This window comes from Streptomyces sp. NPDC044033 (assembly GCF_056434425.1).
The window spans coordinates 11,693-29,757 of the sequence record NZ_JBWKFF010000030.1; the positions used below are offsets into that span (position 1 = coordinate 11,693).

The following is an 18,065-nucleotide window of genomic DNA, read 5'->3' on the forward strand; positions in this document are numbered from 1 at the left end:
CCGATCGAGGACCGGGGTCAGGGGCGGAGCCCCGGAAAACCCCAGGGCGTCGGCTACGCGGCCTGCGCCGCGATGGCCTCCATGGCCCGACCCGTGACCTCCGCCACCTTCCCGAGCGCGGAGATCGTCACCACCAGACCCTGCGCCTTGTAGTGGTCGATGATCGGCTCGGTCTCGCTGTGGTAGACCTCAAGGCGCTTGCGGACCGTGTCCTCGCTGTCGTCCTCGCGCTGGTACAGCTCGCCGCCGCACTTGTCGCACACGCCCTCCTGCTTCGGGGGGCTGTAGATCACGTGGAAGGTGTGGCTGCTGTCCGTACGGCAGGTGCGCCGTCCGGCGATCCGCTTGACGACCTCGTCCTCCGGGACCTCCAGGTCCAGGACCGCGTTCAGGCTCAGCCCGTCGGCCTTCAGGAACGCGTCCAGCGCCTCGGCCTGAGCCAGGTTGCGCGGGAACCCGTCCAGCAGGAAGCCGCCGGCGGCGTCCTCCTGCCGCATCCGGTCCTCGGCCATCCCGATGGTGACCGAGTCCGGCACCAGGTGCCCGGCGTTCATGTACTCCTTGGCCTGCTCGCCCAGCGGAGTGCCCTGGCTCATGTTGGCGCGGAAGAGGTCGCCCGTGGAGATGTGCGGGATCGCGAGGTTCTTGGCCAGGTACGCGGCCTGCGTACCCTTTCCGGCTCCAGGAGGCCCGACGAGGACGATTCGCATCAGCGGAGGAACCCTTCGTAGTTGCGCTGCTGAAGCTGGCTCTCGATCTGCTTCACGGTCTCCAGGCCGACACCCACGATGATCAGGATGCTGGTCCCGCCGAACGGGAAGTTCTGGTTCGCGTTGAGCGTCACCAGAGCGACGGTGGGCACCAGAGCGATCAGACCAAGGTAGAGAGAGCCAGGCCACGTGATGCGGTTCAACACGTAGCTCAGGTACTCCGCAGTGGGACGACCAGCCCGGATACCCGGGATGAAGCCACCATACTTCTTCATGTTGTCGGCGACTTCTTCGGGGTTGAAGGAGATTGCGACGTAGAAGAAGGCGAAGAAGACGATCAGCAGGAAGTACGTGACGATGTAGACGGGGTGGTCGCCCTTGACCAGGTTCTGCTGGATCCACACGGCCCAGCCGGCCTTCGAGCCGGTGAACTGGACGATCAGTGCGGGAATGTAGAGCAGCGACGAGGCGAAGATGACCGGGATGACACCGGCCTGGTTCACCTTGAGCGGGATGTACGTCGAGGTGCCGCCGTACGAACGGCGGCCGATCATGCGCTTCGCGTACTGAACAGGGATGCGGCGCTGCGCCTGCTCCACGAAGACCACCAGCGCGACCATCGCCAGGCCGCAGAGGATCACGAGCCCGAACTCCAGCCAGCCGCCGAGCAGCTTGCCCTGCATCTTGATGCCCCACAGACCGCTGGGGAACCCGGCGGCGATGGAGGTGAACATCAGGATCGACATGCCGTTGCCGATGCCGCGGTCGGTGATCAGCTCACCGAGCCACATGACGCAGGCGGTGCCCGCGGTCATCGTGACGACCATCGTGATCGTGGTGAAGATCGAGTGGTTCGGGACGATCTGGTTGCCGACGGTGCAGTTGCCGAAGAGCGCGCCCGTACGGGCGGTGGTGACCAGGCCGGCGCCCTGGAGCACCGCGAGGGCCACGGTCAGATAGCGGGTGTATTGAGTGATCTTGCCCTGCCCCGACTGCCCTTCCTTCTTGAGGGCTTCGAGGCGCGGAATCACTACGGTCAGCAGTTGGAGGATGATGCTCGCCGTGATGTACGGCATGATCCCGAGCGCGAAGATGGTGATCTGCAGCAGCGCGCCACCGCTGAACATGTTCACGAGGCCGAACAGGCCCTGCGCATTCTTGGACTGGTCCATGCACAGCTGGACGTTCTGGTAATTGACCCCGGGAATCGGGATGTGCGCCCCGAGCCGGAAGATCACCATGATGCCCAGCGTGAACAGCAGCTTCTTGCGCAGGTCGGGCGTCTTGAACGCCCGGGCGAACGCGGTGAGCACGGTGCCTCCTGCGCCCCTCACGCGACTGCGCGAGAGGTGACGGTCTTGAGGATCGACGGGGATACGTATCAGTCAAAATCCATGCGAACGGACCGCACGGAAGCCAACAGTGCACGCCACCTTACCGGCGACCATGCCCCCCTTGGAACGACCAACCGGGGATGCCCCTTTTGGGACATCCCCGGTCGGCCGGATCAACGAGCTCAGATGAGCTCGGTGACGGTGCCACCAGCGGCGGCGATCTTCTCCTTGGCGGAGCCGGAGACGGCGTCGACCGTCACCTGCAGCGCCACGGAGAGCTCACCGGCGCCGAGCACCTTGACGAGCTCGTTCTTGCGCACCGCGCCCTTGGCGACCAGATCGGCCACCGTGACCTCGCCACCCTGCGGGTAGAGCGCGGCCAGCTTCTCCAGGTTCACGACCTGGAACTGCTTGTGGGCGGGGTTCTTGAAGCCCTTGAGCTTCGGAAGACGCATGTGGAGGGGCATCTGCCCGCCCTCGAAGCGCTCCGGAACCTGGTAACGGGCCTTCGTGCCCTTGGTGCCACGACCCGCGGTCTTACCCTTGGACGCCTCACCACGACCCACACGGGTCTTGGCGGTCTTGGCGCCCGGGGCAGGACGGAGGTTGTGGACCTTCAGCGGGTTCTGCTCACCCATGTCAGTCGACCTCCTCGACCGTCACGAGGTGCCGCACGGTCTGCACCATGCCGCGGAACTCGGGGCGGTCCTCCTTGACAACCACGTCGTTCAGGCGCTTGAGCCCGAGCGAACGCAGAGTGTCGCGGTGGTTCTGCTTGCTGCCGATGTAGGACTTGGTCTGCGTGACCTTGAGGCGAGCCATTACGCACCCACCCCGGCACGCGCCCGCAGCAGAGCGGCGGGAGCGACATCCTCCAGCGGCAGGCCACGACGGGCGGCGATCTCCTCGGGACGCTGAAGTCCCCGGAGTGCCGTCACCGTGGCGTGCACGATGTTGATCGGGTTCGACGAACCGAGCGACTTGCTCAGCACGTCGTGAATGCCCGCGCACTCCAGCACGGCGCGCACCGGGCCACCGGCGATCACACCGGTACCGGGGGAAGCAGGCTTGAGCAGGACAACGCCCGCGGCCTTCTCTCCCTGGATGGGGTGCGGAATGGTGCCCTGGATACGCGGAACCTTGAAGAAGCTCTTCTTGGCCTCTTCGACGCCCTTGGCGATGGCCGCGGGAACTTCCTTGGCCTTGCCGTATCCGACACCTACGGTGCCGTCACCGTCGCCCACCACGACCAGCGCGGTGAAGCTGAAGCGGCGACCACCCTTGACAACCTTGGCGACACGGTTGATCGCGACAACGCGCTCAACGTATGCGGTCTTCTCGGCGGCAGCGCCACCGTCGCGACCCTTCCGGTCCCGCCGCTCGCCGCCACCGGCACCGCTCCCGCGGCGCTGGGGTCCAGCCATTGGATTTACCTCTCTCTGTTACGTCCGCTAGCTCCGGAACCGGGGCTTAGAACTTCAGCCCGGCTTCGCGGGCGGCGTCCGCCAGAGCGGCAATGCGCCCGGCGTACTGGTTGCCACCGCGGTCGAACACGACGGCCTCGACGCCCGCGGCCTTGGCACGCTCGGCGACCAACGCGCCGACCTGCTGGGCCTGGGCGCTCTTGTCCGCCTCGCCGCCACGGATGGAGACGTCCAGGGTCGACGCGGACGCGAGCGTGTGGCCCGCGATGTCGTCGATGACCTGCGCCACCATGTGACGGTTGGAACGCGTCACGACGAGGCGCGGGCGCTCCGGCGTGCCGGAAATCCGCTTACGGACGCGGATGTGGCGCCGCTTGAGGGCGGCACCCTTACGGGCGTGGCCCTTCGCGATCTTCACACCGTATGCCATGGCTTACTTACCAGCCTTTCCGACCTTGCGGCGGATGACCTCACCCGCGTACTTCACGCCCTTGGCCTTGTAAGGGTCAGGCTTGCGAAGCTTGCGGATGTTGGCGGCGACCTCGCCGACCTTCTGCTTGTCGATGCCCTCGACGCTGAGCTTGGTCGGGGACTCGACCTTGAAGGAGATGCCCTCGGGGGCCTCAACGAGGATGGGGTGGCTGTAGCCCAGCGAGAACTCCAGGTTGGAGCCCTTCGCCTGGACGCGGTAGCCGACACCGCTGATCTCAAGAGCCTTGCTGTAGCCCGTGGTCACGCCGGTGATCATGTTCGCCACCAGCGTGCGGGACAGGCCGTGCAGGGCCTTGTTCTGACGCTCGTCGTTCGGGCGGGAGACGCTCAGCACGCCGTCCTCACCCTTGGCGACCTCGATGGGCGCGGCGACGGTGTGGGAGAGGGCGCCCTTGGGGCCCTTCACCTGAACCGTGCGGCCATCGATGGTGACGTCCACACCAGCGGGAACCTGGATGGGCAGCCGTCCAATTCGCGACATTGGCTATTCCTCCGTTCCCGATTACCAGACGTAGGCGAGGACTTCCCCACCCACGCCCTTCTTGCTGGCCTGCTGACCGGTGAGGAGACCGTGGGACGTGGAGATGATCGCCACGCCCAGGCCGCCGAGCACCTTCGGCAGGTTGGTGGACTTTGCGTAGACCCGCAGGCCCGGCTTGGAGATGCGCTTGATGCCGGCGATCGAGCGCTCGCGGTTCGGGCCGAACTTCAGCTCAAGGGTGAGGCTCTTGCCGACCTCGGCGTCCTCGACCTTCCAGCCGGTGATGTAGCCCTCCTGCTGGAGGATCTCCGCGATGTGCGACTTGATCTTGCTGTGCGGCATGGCGACCTCGTCGTGGTACGCCGAGTTCGCGTTACGCAGACGGGTCAGCATGTCTGCGATTGGATCAGTCATGGTCATGAATTGGCCTTCGGCCTCTCTCGCCGCGGTTTCCTGTCTGCGCCATCCCTCTCCCCGGTCAAGGCCGGGACGGGTGCGGTGCGGGGACCTACGGCGTAGTAAGCGACTTTAAGCGGGCTGGGCCCGCGTGCGGTCATGGGCGGCGGGCGCCCAACCCTTCAACTCTACGCGAGTATCGGAGCGGGGCCCGCCGTCCAGGATGCTTACCGAGAGCCCTGGTGTCCCAAGTAGGGAATTACCAGGAGCTCTTGGTCACGCCCGGCAGCTCGCCGCGGTGAGCCATCTCACGAAGGCACACACGGCACAGGCCGAACTTGCGGTAGACGGAGTGGGGCCGGCCGCAGCGCTGGCAGCGGTTGTACGCGCGCACAGCGAACTTCGGCTTGCGGGCGGCCTTAGCGATCAGAGCCTTCTTCGCCACGGTCAGTTCTCCTTGAACGGGAAGCCGAGGTGACGAAGCAGGGCCCGGCCCTCGTCGTCGTTGGTCGCCGTGGTGACCACGGTGATGTCCATGCCTCGGACCCGGTCGATCTTGTCCTGGTCGATCTCGTGGAACATGACCTGCTCCGTGAGACCGAAGGTGTAGTTGCCCCGGCCGTCGAACTGCTTCGGGGACAGACCACGGAAGTCGCGGATGCGCGGCAGCGCGAGCGACAGCGTACGGTCCAGGAACTCCCACATGCGGTCACCGCGGAGGGTGACGTGGCAGCCGATGGGCTGCCCCTCGCGCAGCTTGAACTGCGCGATCGACTTGCGGGCCTTGGTCACGGCCGGCTTCTGACCGGTGATCGTGGTGAGGTCGCGAATCGCGCCGTCGATCAGCTTGGAGTCGCGGGCGGCGTCGCCCACACCCATGTTGACCACGATCTTGGTCAGACCGGGGACCTGCATGATGTTCTCGTACGAGAACTGCTCACGCAGCTTGCCCACGATCTCTTCGCGGTAGCGCGTCTTGAGACGCGGCGCGTTGGTGGTGGCAGTCATCAGATGTCCTCACCCGTCCGCTTGGCAACGCGGATCTTGTTGCCCTCGTCGTCGAAGCGGTATCCGACGCGGGTGACGACCTTGCTGCCGTCCTTCTCCACGACGAGCTGAACATTGCTCACGTGGATGGGGGCCTCGGTCGTGACAATGCCGCCGGTCTTCGAACCACGAGCCGTCTGGCCGGCCTTGGTGTGCTTCTTGACCCGGTTGACACCCTCGACGAGGACGCGGTCGTCGGCGGGGTAGGCCACGATGACCTTGCCCTGCTTGCCCTTGTCCTTACCGGTGATGACCTGAACCAGGTCGCCCTTCTTGACCTTCATGGTTACAGCACCTCCGGCGCGAGCGAGATGATCTTCATGAACTTCTTCTCGCGCAGCTCACGGCCGACCGGGCCGAAGATGCGGGTGCCGCGAGGGTCACCGTCGTTCTTCAGAATGACGGCGGCGTTCTCGTCGAAGCGGATGTACGAGCCATCGGGACGGCGGCGCTCCTTGACGGTGCGCACGATGACCGCCTTGATGACGTCACCCTTCTTCACGTTGCCACCGGGGATCGCATCCTTGACGGTGGCGACGATGACGTCACCGATGCCCGCGTAGCGGCGACCCGAGCCACCGAGAACACGGATGCAAAGGATTTCCTTGGCACCAGTGTTGTCGGCGACCCGAAGTCGCGACTCCTGCTGGATCACGTCTATCTCCTGATCGTCTGCCGGTTCCCGGCGAGGTCCGTGAGCGAATCACGGACCTCACCGAGCCTGGCGGAACTCTCTTGAGGGAAGCCCCTCAAGAATTACTTGGCCTTTTCGAGGATCTCGACGATGCGCCAGCGCTTCGTGGCGGACAGCGGCCGGGTCTCCATGATGAGGACGCGGTCGCCGACACCAGCGGCGTTCTGCTCGTCGTGCGCCTTGAGCTTGTTCGTACGGCGCAGGACCTTGCCGTACAGCGCGTGCTTGACGCGGTCCTCGACAGCGACGACGACGGTCTTGTCCATCTTGTCGCTGACCACGAGACCCTCACGGGTCTTGCGGAAGCCGCGCTCGTTCGTCTCAGTCACATTCATCTCGCTCATCAGGCGCTCTCCACCGTCTCGATGCCGAGCTCGCGCTCGCGCATCAGGGTGTAGATCCGGGCGATGTCCTTGCGGACGGCCTTCAGCCGGCCGTGGTTTTCGAGCTGTCCGGTCGCCGCCTGGAAGCGGAGGTTGAACAGCTCCTCCTTGGCCTCACGCAGCTTCGCAACGAGATCCTCGTCGTTCAGCTCACGCAGCTCGGTCGCCTTGGTACCGGCCGCCATCACGACTCACCTGCCTCGCGCCGCACGATGCGGCACTTCATCGGAAGCTTGTGGGCGGCGCGGGTGAGCGCCTCCTTAGCGACCTTCTCGTTCGGGTAGGACAGCTCGAACATCACCCGACCGGGCTTGACGTTCGCGATCCACCACTCCGGCGAACCCTTACCGGAACCCATGCGGGTCTCGGCAGGCTTCTTGGTGAGCGGCCGGTCCGGGTAGATGTTGATCCAGACCTTGCCGCCACGCTTGATGTGGCGGGTCATGGCGATACGGGCGGCCTCGATCTGACGGTTCGTCACGTAGGCCGGGGTCACCGCCTGGATGCCGTACTCACCGAACGCGATCTCGGTGCCGCCCTTGGCCATGCCCGAACGCTTCGGGTGGTGCTGCTTGCGGTGCTTGACCCTGCGAGGGATCAGCATGTCGGTCAGGCCTCCGTTCCGGTGCTCTCAGCGGCCGGAGCGGCAGCGGCGGGAGCCTCGGCCTTGGGGGCCTCGGCAGCCGGCGCCGACTGCTGCTGCGGCTTGCGGCCGCGGCCGCCACGCTCGCCGCCGCGCCCACCACGGGCCGGACGGTCGCTGCCGCCACCGGCGCCACCGCGGGACGGGCGGTTGCCCGCACGCGCGGCCGCGTTCTCGGCGCGGACCTCGGCGATGTTCTTGACATCGCCCTTGTAGATCCAGACCTTCACGCCGATGCGGCCGAAGGTCGTCTTGGCCTCGAAGAAGCCGTAGTCCACGTTGGCGCGGAGCGTGTGCAGGGGCACGCGGCCCTCGCGGTAGAACTCCGAACGGGACATCTCGGCGCCGCCGAGACGGCCGCCACACTGGATCTTGATGCCCTTGGCGCCGGCCTTCATCGTCGACTGCATGCTCTTACGCATGGCACGACGGAAGGAGACGCGCGAGGAGAGCTGCTCGGCGACGGCCTGGGCCACCAGCTGAGCGTCCACCTCGGGGTTCTTGACCTCAAGGATGTTCAGCTGAACCTGCTTGCCGGTCAGCTTCTCCAGCTCGCCACGGATACGGTCGGCCTCCGCGCCGCGACGGCCGATGACGATGCCCGGCCGGGCGGTGTGGATGTCGACGCGGACGCGGTCACGGGTGCGCTCGATCTCGACCTTGGAGATGCCGGCGCGCTCCATGCCCTTCGTCATCATGCGACGAATGGCGACGTCTTCCTTGACGTAGTCCTTGTACAGCTTGTCGGCGTACCAACGCGACTTGAAGTCGGTGGTAATGCCGAGCCGGAACCCGTGCGGGTTAACCTTCTGGCCCATTACCGGGTTCCTTCCTTGCTGCTGACGACCACGGTGATGTGGCTGGTCCGCTTGCGGATCCGGTAGGCGCGGCCCTGGGCACGCGGACGGAACCGCTTCAGGGTCGGGCCCTCGTCGACGTACGCCTCGGAGATGACGAGGCTGTCGGCGTCGGTGTGGTCGTAGTTGTGCGCGGCGTTGGCAATGGCGCTGTCCAGCACCTTGCCCACCGGCACGCTCGCGGCCTGCGGGGCGAAACGCAGGACCGCCTGAGCCTCCGTGGCATCCATGCCACGGATAAGGTCCACCACGCGGCGGGCCTTCATGGGCGTGACGCGGATGTACCGCGCCTGGGCCCTGGCTTCCATGGTTGTCCCTTCGGTGTCAGTCATAGTCTTCGCACCCCGCCTTAACGGCGCTTCGACTTGCGGTCGTCCTTGACGTGGCCGCGGAAGGTGCGGGTCGGCGCAAACTCGCCGAGCTTGTGGCCGACCATGGACTCGGTGACGAACACCGGAACATGGGTCTTGCCGTTGTGCACCGCGAGCGTGTGGCCGAGCATGGCCGGCACGATCATGGAGCGACGGGACCAGGTCTTGATGACGTTGTGGGTACCGGCCTCGTTCTGAACGTCCACCTTCTTGATGAGGTGGTCGTCGACGAAGGGCCCCTTCTTGAGACTACGCGGCATCTAAACCCGCTCCTAGCGCTTCTTGTTCGTCTTGCGGCGGCGGACGATGTACTTGTTGCTGGCCTTCTTCGGCGAGCGAGTACGACCCTCCTTCTGACCCCACGGCGAGACCGGGTGGCGACCACCGGAGGTCTTGCCCTCACCACCACCGTGCGGGTGGTCAACGGGGTTCATGGCGACACCGCGGACGGTCGGGCGAACGCCCTTCCAGCGCATACGGCCGGCCTTGCCCCAGTTGATGTTCGACTGCTCGGCGTTGCCGACCTCGCCCACAGTGGCGCGGCAGCGGATGTCGACCAGACGGACCTCGCCGGAAGGCATGCGCAGGTGGGCGTAAGTGCCCTCCTTCGCCAGCAGCTGGACCGAAGAACCCGCGGAGCGAGCGATCTTCGCGCCGCCGCCGGGGCGCATCTCGATGGCGTGGATGACCGTACCCACCGGGATGTTGCGCAGCGGGAGATTGTTGCCCGGCTTGATGTCGGCGCCGGGGCCGTTCTCGACCCGGTCGCCCTGCGTGAGCTTGGCCGGGGCGAGGATGTAGCGCTTCTCGCCGTCCACGTAGTGGAGCAGCGCGATGCGCGCGGTGCGGTTCGGGTCGTACTCGATGTGCGCGACCTTGGCCGGCACGCCGTCCTTGTCGTGACGACGGAAGTCGATCACTCGGTAGGCGCGCTTGTGGCCACCGCCCTGGTGGCGAACGGTCACACGACCGGCGTTGTTACGGCCGCCCTTGCTGTGCAGGGGGCGGACCAGCGACTTCTCCGGCGTGGACCGCGTGATCTCGACAAAGTCGGCGACGCTGGAGCCACGACGGCCCGGGGTCGTCGGCTTGTACTTGCGGATACCCATTTCTCAGTCCTCGTCCGATATCGGACGACTCGGACTCCCTATTAGGAGACCGGGCCGCCGAAGATGTCGATTCGGTCGCCCTCAACGAGGGTCACGATGGCGCGCTTGGTGTCCTTGCGCTTGCCGAAACCGGTGCGGGTGCGCTTGCGCTTACCCTGCCGGTTGATCGTGTTGACCCCGGAGACCTTGACCGAGAAGACCGCCTCGACGGCCTGCTTGATCTGGGTCTTGTTGGCACGCGGGTCGACGATGAACGTGTACTTGTTCTCGTCCAGCAGCGCGTAGCTCTTCTCGGAGACCACCGGCTTGACCAGGATGTCACGGGGGTCCGTGAAGGTCTTGCTGGTGATGACCGCTGCGGTCTCACTCATCAGGCTTCGCTCCCTTCGAGCTCAGCCTCGGAAGCGACAGCCTTGGCAGACGCGGCCGGACCGGCCACGAAGGACTCGAAGGCAGCCTGCGTGAAGACCACGTCGTCGGAGACGAGCACGTCGTACGTGTTCAGCTGGCCCGGCTCCAGGATGTGCACCTGGGGCAGGTTGCGGGCGGAGAGCCACGCGGCCTCGTCGGACCGGTCGACGACCAGGAGCAGGTTCTTGCGCTCGCTGATCTTGCCGAACAGGGTCTTCGCGGCCTTCGTGGAAGCCTCGCCCTCGACCACGCCGGTGACGACGTGGACACGGGAGTGGCGCGCCCGGTCGGAGAGGGCACCGCGCAGGGCGGCGGCCTTCATCTTCTTGGGGGTCCGCTGCGAGTAGTCGCGCGGCACGGGGCCGTGCACGACGCCACCGCCGGCGAACTGCGGAGCGCGGGTCGAACCCTGACGGGCGCGGCCGGTGCCCTTCTGGCGGTACGGCTTCTTGCCGCCGCCGCGGACCTCGCCACGGGTCTTGGTCTTGTGCGTGCCCTGTCGGGCAGCGGCCAGCTGGGCGACGACGACCTGGTGGATCAGCGGAATGCTGACCTGCGCGCCGAAGATCCCCTCGGGGAGTTCGACGGTCCCGGCCTTGTCGCCTGCCGGCGAAAGGATGTCAATGGTGCTCATCGGTTACCTCAGGCCCCCTTGGCCGCGGTACGGACCAGGACGAGGCCGCCATTCGGACCAGGAACCGCTCCCTTGATCAGGAGCAGGCCCTTCTCCGCGTCAACGGCGTGAACGGTCAGGTTCTGGGTGGTGACCCGCTCGTTGCCCATGCGGCCCGCCATGCGCAGGCCCTTGAACACGCGGCCCGGGGTGGCACAGCCACCGATGGAGCCGGGCGAGCGGTGCTTGCGCTGGGTGCCGTGACCGGCGCCCAAGCCCTTGAAGTTGTGACGCTTCATGACACCGGCGAAGCCCTTGCCCTTGCTCTTGCCGGTGACGTCAACCTTGACGCCCGACTCGAACACGGCGGCGGTGACCTCCTGGCCGAGCGTGTACTCGGCGGCGTCGGAGGTCCGCAGCTCCACCAGGTGGCGGCGCGGAGTCACATCGGCCTTGGCGAAGTGGCCCTTGAGGGGCTTGTTCACCTTGCGCGGGTCGATCTCGCCGAAGGCGATCTGGACCGACTCGTAGCCATCGACATCGTTCTTACGGACCTGGGTCACGACGCAGGGCCCGGCCTTGACGACGGTCACCGGGACAACCCGGTTGTTCTCGTCCCAGACCTGGGTCATGCCGAGCTTCTCGCCCAGGACGCCCTTAATCTGCTTAGCCATCTCGCGCGTCACCTCAGAGCTTGATCTCGATGTCGACGCCCGCCGGCAGGTCGAGGCGCATGAGCGAGTCAACCGTCTTCGGCGTGGGGTCGAGGATGTCGATGAGGCGCTTGTGCGTACGCATCTCGAAGTGCTCGCGCGCGTCCTTGTACTTGTGCGGCGACTTGATGACGCAGTACACGTTCTTCTCTGTGGGCAGCGGCACCGGGCCTGCGACCGACGCACCAGTTCGGGTCACCGTCTCGACGATCTTCTTCGCCGAAGAGTCGATGACCTCGTGGTCGTAGGCCTTGAGCCGGATGCGGATCTTCTGTCCCGCCATGGCTACTTCGTAGTCCTGTCTCTCGTAACGCTCTGGGACTCGGTTTCGTACGCGCCTTCCCTCCGACCCACGCGGTCGGGCGTGTCGCACCCCTTCCGATTGAATCCCTCAAGAGAGGGATTCCCTGCGAAGGGGGTTGTGGGGGAAAGCACCCACCGAGTGCCTGGCCGGGACCGCGCTGACGCTTCCCGGAAGATTCCCGTACTTCCACCCTGTTCCTCCGGATACGGAGCAGCGGGGTGACGAGTACTGCGGGACTCGCTTCCAGTCCTCCCGGCGGGAGGCGCGCAGCATCGGCACTCAACCGAGCAACCCCGACAGTCTGCCATACGGGGCACAAGGCTGGCCAATCGAAGCGGAGCAGCGTACCCCACCCCGGCGCGACCCAAGCGCTCACTCCCCCGACGTGCCGCCCAGGCGTGCCGTCCGTCACCTCAAACGTCTCCTACCTCACCACTTCGAGTGAAAACCGGCCGATCATCGCCTGGACCACCCGTACAGCCCATAACGTCCGGCTCATGGTCAGCTCATCCCATGAGGCGATGCACCGGATCTTCCAGGAGGATCCGGGGATTTTCGCCCGTACCTTCCGGGCGCTCGGCATCCCCTTCAGCGACCCCGTCGCGGTGTCGCTCCTGCCCACGGACCTCACGGAGACCAGCCCGCTGGAACGCCGTGTGGACACCCTGCTGCGGTTCGACGCGGCCGAGGACGACGGCTTCCTCCTCGCCGTGGAGGCCCAGGGCAAGAAGGACTCGGTCAAACCGGCGAGCTGGGCCTACTACCTGGCCCACTTGTACGCGAAGTACCGCACGCCGCCCGTACTCCTCGTCGTCTGCCAGGACAAGGCCACCGCCACCTGGGCCACCGGCCCCTTCACCATCGGCCCCGCGCAGTGGCCCGCCCTGACGCTCCGGCCGCTCGTCCTGGGCCCGCACAACGTCCCCGTCATCACCGACGCCTCCGTCGCGGCCCGCGACGTCCCCCTGGCGACTCTCTCGGCCATCACTCACGGCCGCGAACCCAACGCCGATGCCATACTGAGAGCCCTCGCCTCAGCCCTGAAGACAGTCGACCAGAACACCGCCGACATCTTCATCGAACTCACCGAACTCGGCCTGGGCAAAGCCCCGGCAGCTCAGATCTGGAGGGACCTCATGGCGGCCGACCTCTCATTCTTCCGCTCAGAAACCTCCCAGCGGCTACGGGCCGAGGGCCGGGCCGAAGGCAAGGCTGAGGGCAAAGCCGAGGGCAAGGCCGAAGGTCGGGCTGAAGGTAAGGCCGAAGGTAAGGCCGAAGGTAAGGCCGAAGGTAAGGCCGAGTTGATCCTGCGGCTCCTCGCCAAGCGCGACTTCGAGATCTCCGACGAAGCGCGCCAACGCATCACCACCTGCGACAACGCCGAAACGCTCAACACCTGGTTCGACCGCGCCTTCACCGCCGGATCGATCGACGAGATCTTCGTAGAGCGCTGAATCCCCACGCCCGCCCGCATGGGCGAGCGCCCCTCTCCGGCGCGAGACCCAAGAGGTTTCGCGCCGGAGGTGTACACGGTGGCGGTACGTACCGGCACCATCACTTTTCAGCACGCGCATCCGCGGACACGCTAAGTGATGTGAATCACGAATCTGTCGCTCAGCGCAGCGCCGCCCACCCGGCCTCCCCCACCCGTCGATTCCGTGTCCAGTTGTCCCCCACCCCCCGGGGTGCCCGGTTGGCCCGATTGCTCGCGACGGAGCAGCTCCGCTCCTGGGGGCTGCCGTTCGAGGCGGGGGAGCAGGTCGTCGCGGAGCTGGCCGCGAACGCCGTGTCGCACGGCCGCGTCCCGGGCCGAGACTTCCGGCTCGGGATGACGGTGGACGCGAGCACTCTCCGTATCGAGGTGACGGATGCCAGAGGCGACCGCTCCCCCGCCGCGGCCCCCGCGTCGGCCCCCGACGACGAGGAGGCGGGCCGCGGTCTGCTCCTGGTCGAGGCGTACGCCGACCGCTGGGGGACCGAACCGGGCCCGTCCCCCTGCAAGAAGGTCTGGGCGGAATTGGACCTGCCGGCGCCATACCGGTTCCGGGAGCAGCCCCCCGCCCGACCACGGCGTTAGCCGTGCGAACGCAGGCTCCGGACGCCCGCGCGTGCCCCCGTCGGTACTCCGACCGGCGGCTACGTCAATCCACCCCGCCGAGATGCGAGAGAATATGTGCTTGTCCATTTCGTAACCGGCTTTGTCCCGGTCTTGGGCAACCTACGCGAATCTCTCACCGTCCCTTATCACGCACGGGGCAGCCGGGGCTTGCGTGCTGCACAAAGGGACGGAGTCACGGAGTTGAACATCTCAGAGCGCTCGGGCATATCGCGTCGGTCCGCGCTGGCCGGGATCGCGGCGGCCACCGCTGTGGCGGCAGCGGGCTGCAGCGGCGGTAGTGACGGAGAGTCGTCGACCTCCGCCAAGCCCGTGCGCGCCGTCAACCCGAACGCCACCGAGTCGTTCACCGGCGACAAGAAGTCGCTGCTGTTGCAGATCATGGCCCACCCGGACGACGACCTGTACTTCATGAACCCGGACGCCGAGCACATCGTGCGCTCCGGCGTCCCGGTCGTCTCGGTGTATGTGACGGCCGGCGAGGCGATCGGCAAGAACTGGATCAAGGGGATGCCGAAGTCCAAGCCGGACAAGGCCGCCTACTCCTCCTCGCGCCACCAGGGGCTGCGCCAGGCGTACGCGACCATGCTCGGCGTGGACAAGTTCACGCCCTGGGAGAAGTCGGTCATCGACCTGCCGGGCGGCATCAAGGCCGAGGCCAACGTGTTGTCGCACGGTGGCCTCCACGCTCAGTTGATCTTCCTCAACATCGCGATGCTCTCCCCCGGCGAGGTGCGAATACCGGCTCTGTGGGAGAAGCCCGGCGCCGTCATGCGCTCGATGGCGGCCGCCGGCTCGCCGTGCCAGACGGTCAGCAAGTACACCCACGACACCCTCGTCGACGTGCTGGCCGGCATCATGGACCGCTTCAAGCCCACCGTGATCCACACCATGGACCCGGACCCCGAGTTCCAGGTGCACGACGCCACGCACCCCAAGGACAACGACTACGGCTCGTGCTCCGACCACCGGGACCACACCCCGACGGCGCTCTTCACCTGGAAGGCGATGTCGCAGTGGGTGGCCGACGCCACCAAGCGCGACCGCAAGGCCCCGCCGTTCACCACGACGTCCTTCCGCGGCTACTACAACCAGCGCTGGCCGCACAATCTGCCGCTGGACGTCGTCGAGAAGAAGCGCAAGCTCGTCAACGCCTACGGCGGCGACCCGCACTGGGACTGCGGGAACCCCGGCGGCTGCGGCGACTACGGCCAGGGCGGCGACCGCTCCATGCGCAACCGCAAGGCGTGGATCCGCTCCACCCACTACCGCTACCCCGGCGCCCTGCCCGCCACGGACACCGACAAGGCCGGCCGTGTGGAGGCGTACGGCGTGCTGGGCACCCAGGCCGTCCGCTGGCGCGAGACCAGCCCGGGCAGCGGCCGCTGGGCCACCGCGCAGAACCTCGGCGGCGGGCCGCTCGCCCCCACGCTCTCCTCGGTCAAGGACTCCCAGGGCCGCAGGCTCCTCTTCGCGCTGCGCTTCTCGGCCCTGGAGGGCCAGGGCCGAGCGAACACCCGCGAGATCGTCATGCTGGAGCAGCGCTCCCCCGACGGTCCGTTCCGGGCCTGGACGGGGCTCGGCAACCCCGAGCGCAAGGCGTGGCGCGGCAGACGCGTCGGCTGCCCCACCGCGATCGCCACCCCCGACGGCCGGGTGCATCTCTTCGCCCGTACGGCCGACAAGGGCATCGCCACCCGGGTCCGGGAGGCGAACGGTCACTGGAGCGGCTGGAAGGACCTCGGCGGCAGCGAGATCCAAGAAGGCATCACCGTGATGCTGGACAAGCAGAAGCGCGTCCACGTCTTCGGCCCCGGCCGCGACGCCGTCCACCACTGGACCCAGGACGCGCCCGGCCAGGCCGTCTACTTCCAGCCGCTGGACGGCCTGCCGCAGCCCGGCGGGCAGCCGGGCGCGACGCTCGCCCCGGACGGGTCGATCACCGTCGTCTACCGCACCCCCGCGGCCGTACAGCCCGTCGTGCACACCTTCAGGCCGCCGGACGGCAGTGGCGACGCCCAGCAGACGGCCGCCGACGTCGACGCGAAGTCGATGACGAGCACCATGCTCAAGCACTTCGACGGCTACGGGCCGATCGGCGCCCAGACGCTGGCCGTGCGCGGCGGCAAGGACTCCGTCATGATGCTGGGCCGCGCCACCAACGGCGGGGTGCAGCTCCAGGACGGCACCTCCCCCGGTGCCACGCCGCTGCGCTCCCCCGACAAGTTCGTGCCGGTGGGCACCGTGTCGCTGCTCGCGGACGCCGACAAGAAGCTGTGCGTCGTGGGCATGGGCCCGGAGGCCGTGCCGTGGATCTGGCGCCCGAAGCCGACCTCGCACACCTGACCGACCGGCCAGGCCGCAGCCCGTAGGCCCGTAGGCCCGTAGGCCCGTAGGCCCGTACGCCCTTCCGGCGCGTGCGGGCCTTCCGCTTGCCGACGGTCGGTACGTACGTACGGGCGTACGGGCGTACGGGCGTACGGGCACCTAAGCGCCGCCCGGACGCCCCGCACGTACGCCCCCGAACACGCCAAAAACCAGAGGCCCTGCCCACCGAAGTGGACAGGGCCTCTGGCCTAAAGCTCCGAAGAGCGTCAGATCAGCCGGATCGTCACTTGACGATCTTGGTGACCTGGCCGGCGCCCACGGTCCGGCCACCCTCACGGATGGCGAACTTCAGGCCCTCTTCCATGGCGACCGGCTGGATCAGCGCGACGGACATCTGGGTGTTGTCACCCGGCATGACCATCTCGGTGCCCTCGGGGAGGGTCACAACGCCCGTCACGTCCGTGGTACGGAAGTAGAACTGCGGGCGGTAGTTGTTGAAGAACGGCGTGTGACGACCACCCTCGTCCTTGGACAGGATGTACGCCTGGGCCTCGAACTCCGTGTGCGGGGTGACCGAGCCGGGCTTGATGATGACCTGGCCGCGCTCGACGTCCTCGCGCTTGATGCCGCGGAGCAGCAGACCGACGTTCTCACCGGCCTGACCCTCGTCCAGCAGCTTCCGGAACATCTCGATGCCCGTGACCGTGGTCGTGGTCTTGTCCTGCTTGATGCCGACGATGTCGACGGTCTCGTTGACCTTCAGGACACCGCGCTCGATACGGCCGGTGACGACCGTGCCGCGACCGGTGATCGTGAAGACGTCCTCGATCGGCATCAGGAACGGCTTGTCGACGTCACGCTCGGGCTGCGGGATCGCCTCGTCGACGGCGGCCATGAGCTTGAGGACGGAGTCACCCCAGTCCTTGTCGCCTTCGAGCGCCTTGAGCGCCGAGACCTTGACGACCGGCAGGTCGTCGCCCGGGAACTCGTACTCGGAGAGGAGCTCACGGACCTCAAGCTCGACGAGCTCCAGGATCTCCTCGTCGTCCACCATGTCGGCCTTGTTCAGGGCGACAACGATGTACGGCACGCCGACCTGGCGGGCCAGGAGCACGTGCTCCTTGGTCTGCGGCATCGGGCCGTCGGTCGCGGCGACCACGAGGATGGCGCCGTCCATCTGCGCCGCACCCGTGATCATGTTCTTGATGTAGTCCGCGTGACCGGGGCAGTCAACGTGCGCGTAGTGACGGTTCTCCGTCTGGTACTCGACGTGCGCGATCGAGATCGTGATACCGCGCTGGCGCTCCTCAGGAGCCTTGTCGATCTGGTCGAAGGCCGAGGCCTCGTTCAGGTTCGGGTACGCGTCGTGCAGCACCTTGGTAATCGCGGCCGTGAGGGTCGTCTTACCGTGGTCGATGTGACCGATGGTGCCGATGTTGACGTGCGGCTTAGTCCGCTCGAACTTCGCCTTCGCCACTGGGGTCCTCCTGTGGAGTGGTTCTGGTACGCCTTACTTCATCGGCGCCAGGTGATCTTTGCTGGGGTGCCGTCCGCCGGGGCTCCGTGGCATTCCATACGGTCTGCTGCGGAATGCCCCGGCATCCGGTTTCTAGCCTAAGGTGTGCGCTTCGTCCGTGCG

27 protein-coding genes are annotated in these 18,065 nt (G+C 66.8%); 3 read left to right on the forward strand and 24 right to left on the reverse strand.

The features are described 5' to 3' along the window. Positions 1-53: 53 nt before the first annotated feature. The 23 genes from AC07AB_RS35640 to rpsJ form a co-directional block, all read right to left on the reverse strand. Positions 54-710: an adenylate kinase gene (locus AC07AB_RS35640; protein ID WP_478575985.1), complete on the reverse strand. Its 657-nt coding sequence runs from the start codon at positions 708-710 to the stop codon at positions 54-56. Next, a complete protein-coding gene (secY, locus tag AC07AB_RS35645; protein ID WP_384384610.1) occupies positions 710-2,023 on the reverse strand; it encodes a preprotein translocase subunit SecY in 1,314 nt (437 codons plus the stop codon). The genes AC07AB_RS35640 and secY overlap by 1 nt, the downstream gene beginning before the upstream one ends. Positions 2,024-2,226: 203 nt before the next feature. Beyond that, entirely contained in the window at positions 2,227-2,682 is a 456-nt protein-coding gene (rplO, locus tag AC07AB_RS35650; protein WP_363134921.1) for a 50S ribosomal protein L15, read from the reverse strand. Between the two features lies 1 nt (position 2,683). Beyond that, positions 2,684-2,866 carry a 50S ribosomal protein L30 gene (rpmD, locus tag AC07AB_RS35655; RefSeq protein WP_478575987.1) on the reverse strand — a complete coding sequence of 61 codons (183 nt, stop codon included), beginning with the start codon at positions 2,864-2,866 and terminating at the stop codon, positions 2,684-2,686. Continuing rightward, positions 2,866-3,468 (reverse strand): 30S ribosomal protein S5, encoded by a 603-nt coding sequence (gene rpsE / locus AC07AB_RS35660; protein WP_478575989.1) that lies wholly within the window; start codon positions 3,466-3,468, stop codon positions 2,866-2,868. The genes rpmD and rpsE overlap by 1 nt, the downstream gene beginning before the upstream one ends. A 46-nt stretch (positions 3,469-3,514) precedes the next feature. Further along, the gene (gene rplR / locus AC07AB_RS35665) at positions 3,515-3,898 is read right to left on the reverse strand and encodes a 50S ribosomal protein L18 (RefSeq protein WP_363134919.1); all 384 of its coding nucleotides are present in this window, start codon (positions 3,896-3,898) and stop codon (positions 3,515-3,517) included. Between the two features lie 3 nt (positions 3,899-3,901). Next, positions 3,902-4,441, reverse strand: coding sequence for a 50S ribosomal protein L6 (rplF, locus tag AC07AB_RS35670; RefSeq protein WP_478575991.1), 540 nt, complete (start codon positions 4,439-4,441; stop codon positions 3,902-3,904). Between the two features lie 21 nt (positions 4,442-4,462). Beyond that, complete coding sequence (gene rpsH, locus AC07AB_RS35675) at positions 4,463-4,861, reverse strand: 30S ribosomal protein S8 (RefSeq protein ID WP_384384620.1); 399 nt, start codon at positions 4,859-4,861, stop codon at positions 4,463-4,465. 235 nt (positions 4,862-5,096) lie between these two features. Then, positions 5,097-5,282: a type Z 30S ribosomal protein S14 gene (locus tag AC07AB_RS35680; protein ID WP_030890724.1), complete on the reverse strand. Its 186-nt coding sequence runs from the start codon at positions 5,280-5,282 to the stop codon at positions 5,097-5,099. A gap of 2 nt (positions 5,283-5,284) precedes the next feature. Next, a complete protein-coding gene (gene rplE, locus AC07AB_RS35685) occupies positions 5,285-5,845 on the reverse strand; it encodes a 50S ribosomal protein L5 (protein WP_478575993.1) in 561 nt (186 codons plus the stop codon). Beyond that, entirely contained in the window at positions 5,845-6,168 is a 324-nt protein-coding gene (gene rplX, locus AC07AB_RS35690; RefSeq protein ID WP_478575995.1) for a 50S ribosomal protein L24, read from the reverse strand. The genes rplE and rplX overlap by 1 nt, the downstream gene beginning before the upstream one ends. 2 nt (positions 6,169-6,170) lie before the next feature. Then, a complete protein-coding gene (gene rplN, locus AC07AB_RS35695; RefSeq protein ID WP_003992364.1) occupies positions 6,171-6,539 on the reverse strand; it encodes a 50S ribosomal protein L14 in 369 nt (122 codons plus the stop codon). A 101-nt stretch (positions 6,540-6,640) separates the two neighbouring features. Further along, positions 6,641-6,922 carry a 30S ribosomal protein S17 gene (gene rpsQ / locus AC07AB_RS35700; protein ID WP_363134916.1) on the reverse strand — a complete coding sequence of 94 codons (282 nt, stop codon included), beginning with the start codon at positions 6,920-6,922 and terminating at the stop codon, positions 6,641-6,643. After that, positions 6,922-7,146 (reverse strand): 50S ribosomal protein L29, encoded by a 225-nt coding sequence (gene rpmC, locus AC07AB_RS35705; protein ID WP_030890741.1) that lies wholly within the window; start codon positions 7,144-7,146, stop codon positions 6,922-6,924. The genes rpsQ and rpmC overlap by 1 nt, the downstream gene beginning before the upstream one ends. After that, entirely contained in the window at positions 7,146-7,565 is a 420-nt protein-coding gene (gene rplP / locus AC07AB_RS35710; RefSeq protein WP_030890744.1) for a 50S ribosomal protein L16, read from the reverse strand. The genes rpmC and rplP overlap by 1 nt, the downstream gene beginning before the upstream one ends. Positions 7,566-7,570: 5 nt before the next feature. After that, a complete protein-coding gene (gene rpsC, locus AC07AB_RS35715; protein ID WP_478575997.1) occupies positions 7,571-8,422 on the reverse strand; it encodes a 30S ribosomal protein S3 in 852 nt (283 codons plus the stop codon). After that, entirely contained in the window at positions 8,422-8,769 is a 348-nt protein-coding gene (gene rplV / locus AC07AB_RS35720) for a 50S ribosomal protein L22 (RefSeq protein WP_030619142.1), read from the reverse strand. The genes rpsC and rplV overlap by 1 nt, the downstream gene beginning before the upstream one ends. 41 nt (positions 8,770-8,810) lie before the next feature. Then, positions 8,811-9,092, reverse strand: coding sequence for a 30S ribosomal protein S19 (rpsS, locus tag AC07AB_RS35725; RefSeq protein WP_363134915.1), 282 nt, complete (start codon positions 9,090-9,092; stop codon positions 8,811-8,813). 12 nt (positions 9,093-9,104) lie between these two features. Next, positions 9,105-9,941 (reverse strand): 50S ribosomal protein L2, encoded by an 837-nt coding sequence (gene rplB / locus AC07AB_RS35730; RefSeq protein ID WP_478575999.1) that lies wholly within the window; start codon positions 9,939-9,941, stop codon positions 9,105-9,107. Between the two features lie 41 nt (positions 9,942-9,982). Next, entirely contained in the window at positions 9,983-10,312 is a 330-nt protein-coding gene (gene rplW / locus AC07AB_RS35735; protein ID WP_363134913.1) for a 50S ribosomal protein L23, read from the reverse strand. After that, positions 10,312-10,986 (reverse strand): 50S ribosomal protein L4, encoded by a 675-nt coding sequence (gene rplD, locus AC07AB_RS35740; protein WP_478576001.1) that lies wholly within the window; start codon positions 10,984-10,986, stop codon positions 10,312-10,314. The genes rplW and rplD overlap by 1 nt, the downstream gene beginning before the upstream one ends. Before the next feature lie 8 nt (positions 10,987-10,994). Then, positions 10,995-11,639, reverse strand: a complete 645-nt coding sequence (gene rplC / locus AC07AB_RS35745; RefSeq protein ID WP_363225596.1) for a 50S ribosomal protein L3 — start codon at positions 11,637-11,639, stop codon at positions 10,995-10,997. A 13-nt stretch (positions 11,640-11,652) separates the two neighbouring features. Then, positions 11,653-11,961, reverse strand: coding sequence for a 30S ribosomal protein S10 (gene rpsJ, locus AC07AB_RS35750; protein WP_014054162.1), 309 nt, complete (start codon positions 11,959-11,961; stop codon positions 11,653-11,655). A 518-nt stretch (positions 11,962-12,479) separates the two neighbouring features. Here rpsJ and AC07AB_RS35755 point away from each other — a divergent pair. The 3 genes from AC07AB_RS35755 to AC07AB_RS35765 all read left to right on the forward strand — a co-directional run bounded on the left by AC07AB_RS35755 (position 12,480) and on the right by AC07AB_RS35765 (position 16,444). Continuing rightward, on the forward strand, positions 12,480-13,436 hold the full coding sequence (locus AC07AB_RS35755) for an RpnC/YadD family protein (protein ID WP_478576003.1): 957 nt from the start codon (positions 12,480-12,482) through the stop codon (positions 13,434-13,436). Between the two features lie 140 nt (positions 13,437-13,576). After that, positions 13,577-14,059 carry an ATP-binding protein gene (locus AC07AB_RS35760; protein ID WP_478576005.1) on the forward strand — a complete coding sequence of 161 codons (483 nt, stop codon included), beginning with the start codon at positions 13,577-13,579 and terminating at the stop codon, positions 14,057-14,059. Between the two features lie 222 nt (positions 14,060-14,281). Continuing rightward, positions 14,282-16,444 (forward strand): PIG-L family deacetylase, encoded by a 2,163-nt coding sequence (locus AC07AB_RS35765; protein ID WP_478576006.1) that lies wholly within the window; start codon positions 14,282-14,284, stop codon positions 16,442-16,444. Between the two features lie 265 nt (positions 16,445-16,709). On the opposite strand, the gene tuf is transcribed toward AC07AB_RS35765, so the two are convergent. After that, entirely contained in the window at positions 16,710-17,903 is a 1,194-nt protein-coding gene (tuf, locus tag AC07AB_RS35770) for an elongation factor Tu (protein WP_478576008.1), read from the reverse strand. Positions 17,904-18,065 lie beyond the last annotated feature (162 nt).